General features: G+C 72.2%; 3 protein-coding genes. All 3 read right to left on the bottom strand.

All coding sequences use genetic code 11. The annotated features are described in order from the left end of the window. Positions 1 to 1,017: glycosyltransferase family 4 protein (locus HUU95_RS11680; protein ID WP_174280267.1), on the bottom strand; the 1,017-nt coding region annotated here is incomplete at its 3' end. A gap of 99 nt (positions 1,018 to 1,116) precedes the next feature. Continuing rightward, positions 1,117 to 2,217 (bottom strand): zinc-dependent alcohol dehydrogenase, encoded by a 1,101-nt coding sequence (locus HUU95_RS14370; protein WP_217429827.1) that lies wholly within the window; start codon positions 2,215 to 2,217, stop codon positions 1,117 to 1,119. Then, positions 2,214 to 3,330: Gfo/Idh/MocA family protein (locus tag HUU95_RS14365; protein WP_217429826.1), on the bottom strand; the 1,117-nt coding region annotated here is incomplete at its 5' end. The genes HUU95_RS14370 and HUU95_RS14365, both read right to left, overlap by 4 nt.

Raw genomic sequence — 3,330 nt, 5'->3', positions numbered from 1 at the left:
CCGCCGGCGCAGCGCGGCGTCGCCGAGCAGCCGCAGCATCGCCGCCGCGACCGCCGCCGGGTCCTCATGCGGGACGAACAGCCCCGATACGCCGTCCGTGATCTGCTCCAGCGCGCCATTGTCGGGGGTGGCGATCACCGGCAGGCCCGCCGCGCCGGCCTCGGCGATCACATGCGGCATGCCCTCGCCGCGCGACAGCCAGGCGAACACGTCCATCGCCGACAGCAGCTGGGGGATGTCCGCCCGGTCGTCCAGGAACCGGAGCACTCCGTCCAGCCCCGAGTCGCGCGCCTGATCGCGCAGCCGGTGGGCATAGTCGGGCATGAACGCGTCCGGCCCGCCGACCACGACGAAGCGCGCGTCCGGCCGGCGGGCGTGGACGATCGCGGCGGCGGCGATGAAGTCCTCGACGCGCTTCTTGGCGTCGAGCCGCCCGACCCAGCCGATCAGCGGCTGGCCGTCCGCGATCTCCAGCGCCGCGCGCGTCGGCGCCCGCGTGGCGGGATCGAACGCGGTCAGGTCGACCATCGACGGGATCATCAGCGCGTCGCCCGGCCGATCGGGCATCCTGCTCGCCGCCGCGTCCCGGATCGAGCCGCACACGCCGACATATCTGGTCGTGAAATGCTTGGGCCCCGACAGCGCCTCGCGCACCAGCCCGCCATGCTCGATCAGCGGCGGCCGCAGCCGCAGCCGCTCCAGCGCCGGATACAGATCCGCCACGTCCTGGCACCCGACCACCACGTCATAGCCGGGGATCAGCCCGGTCAGGTACGTCACCGTCTCCTCATGACCAAGGTGGTAGGGCGTGCGGTCCACCCGCACCCCGATCGCCTCCAGCTGCGCGTGCGTCTGTTCGGGCATGCCCTCCCGGCGCAGGCAGGCGACCACGTCGATCCGGTAGCGCGCCGGATCGAGCGCCTGCGCCAGGAGGCGCACCTCCGTCTCCTCGCCACCGACGACCAGCCAGGCGAAGACGAAGAGGATGCGGGTGGGGTTGATGTCCTCGGCCGTCATCGCCTCCGTTCCCTCCCCGGCGGAAGCCGGGGCCCAGTCCGGCGCGTGGGCCTGGGCCCCGGCTTGCGCCGGGGAGGCGAGCAACCTCGGCATCCGCCCCTAGTCCGCGCCCTTGAACACGATCTGCAGGAACTCGGGCCGCTCCGCGACGAGGTGACCGAGGAAGCCCGGCGCCTCCTCCAGCGGCACGACATGCGTGACCAGCTGTTGCCGGATCTCCTGCCCCCGCGCGGCCAACAGCTTCACCGTCTCGCCCGCCAGCCGGCGCTTGTCCCACGCCACCGCCATGCCGCGCGGCACGCGGTTGATCTGCGCGCAGCGCAGGTTGAGCCCGTTATGGTGGAACTCCTCGCCCAGCCGCAGCCGGTCGGCGCCGCCCTGATAAAAGGCGAGGTCGATCACCGTGCCCTGCGGGCGCAGCGCCTGCATGGCCGCGTGGAGCGAGGCCGAGTCGGCGCGCGTCTGGAACACCAGGTCCGCGCCGCGATCGGAGCCGCCATGGTGCCAGCGCGCCTTGGCGTGCGCCCAGGCGTCCGCCTCCTCCATCGGCGTCAGCCCCAGACAGGCGGCGCGCATCCGACGGAACGGGGAGGGGTCGGCGATCACCACCTCCGCCGCGCCCGCCTGTTGCGCGAACAGGGCGACGAACAGCCCCACCACGCCCGCGCCGATCACCAGCACCGGCCGGTCCTTGATTCCAGCGCCGAAAAAGGGTGCGGACGGCCCCAGCATCTCGGCGTCGCCATGGAGGATGCCGTTCGCCGCGATCGGCCCCATCTGGCCGACCCAGATGCCCAGCATCGGGTCCATGCCGTCGGGCAGCTTGGTCAGCACGTCGCCGAACGGATCGGCGGTGTGCCCGCTCTTATGCCCGAACACCGCGCCGACGACGTCGCCGGGCTGGTAGTCGCCGACGGTGGACTCGATCACCCTGGCCGATTCCATATAGCCCAGGAACGGCACCGGATAACGCTGCTGCGCCTCGCCCGGCACGAACACGCCGCGCGAATCGTCCCAGCGCGAGTGCAGATACGGGTTCGAGCCCTTGTAGAACGTCAGCTCGGTGCCCGCCGAGAAGCCGGTATAGAGCAGCTCCAGCCGCACGCCGCCGGGGCCGGGCGGGCCCTCGTCATAGCCGTGGAGATAGGCCTGGCCCTGACGCTCGACGCCGAGCGAGCGGATATGCCGCCACTCGCTCACAGCGTCACCGCCTGGCCTGAGCGCGCCGACTCGCCCACCGCCAGCGCGAGGGCGTGCGTCTCGACCGCGTCGGCGTACGGGCAGCGGACGCGGTTCTCCTTGCCCTGCACCGCGTCGATGAAGTCGCGGTCCTCGTGCCAGACCGGGTCGCCGCGATTGCCGCGCACCGGCCGGCCGTGGCCGGTGTCGATCATCACGTCATGGTCGGTCAGCTCGATCGCGAGCTTGTCCCCGAACAGGTGCAGCCCGACGCGGTGGTTCCAGCCGAGCAGGCAGGTGGAGGCGAAATTGGCCACCGCGCCACTCGCGAACTGGAGCGAGGCGGTGCTCACCGTCGGCACGTCGAGTCCCGGGAACTCGGCGCGCTCGACATGGCCGGCGAGGCCGTACACCCGCGTCACGTCGCCGCCGAGCCAGCGCGCCAGATCGAGCAGATGCGTGGTCTGTTCCACCATCTGTCCACCCGACTGGTCGGCGTGCCACCACCAGCGCGGCGGCGGCGTCGAGTCGAGCCAATAGCCGCTCATCAGCCGCGCAGGGTTGTGCGCGAGCAGCCCGCGCACCTCGTCCACCGTGTCGAGGTAGCGCCAGTGATAGCCGACCGCCGTCACCAGCCCGGCCGCCGACACCGCCTCGGCGATCGAGCGGGCGGTGTCGAGGTCGAGCGCCACCGGCTTCTCGACGAAGAAGGGCAGGTCGGCGGCGATCGCGGCGCGCTCCGGCGCGCCATGCGCGAACGGCGGCACGCAGATATACAGCGCGTCCAGCTCAACGCCGGCGATCATCGCGTCGACATCGGCGAAGGCGCGCGCGCCGAACCGCGCCGCCGCCTCCTCGGCGCGGCCCGCGTCGACATCGGTGACCCCGACGATCTGGACGTCGTCGAACTGTTCGAGCACGCCGAAATGGCGATGCGCGATCCCCCCTGCGCCGATGAAGCCGATCCTGGTCACGTCCCTGCTGGTCCCCTCCGGCGCCTGGCGCGCCTCTTCGTCGTAGATCGCCGCCGTGGCCGCGATCATGCGGTCGGCGGTGTAGCGGTCGCGCTGCCGCTCGCCGGCCGCTGCGGCGACCGCTGCCCGGCCCTCGTCATCCGCCAGCGCCGACAGGATC

The sequence above is a fragment of the Sphingomonas bacterium genome, assembly GCF_903643065.1.
Lineage (GTDB): Bacteria > Pseudomonadota > Alphaproteobacteria > Sphingomonadales > Sphingomonadaceae > Sphingomonas.
This window is presented reverse-complemented; position numbering and strand designations above follow the sequence as displayed.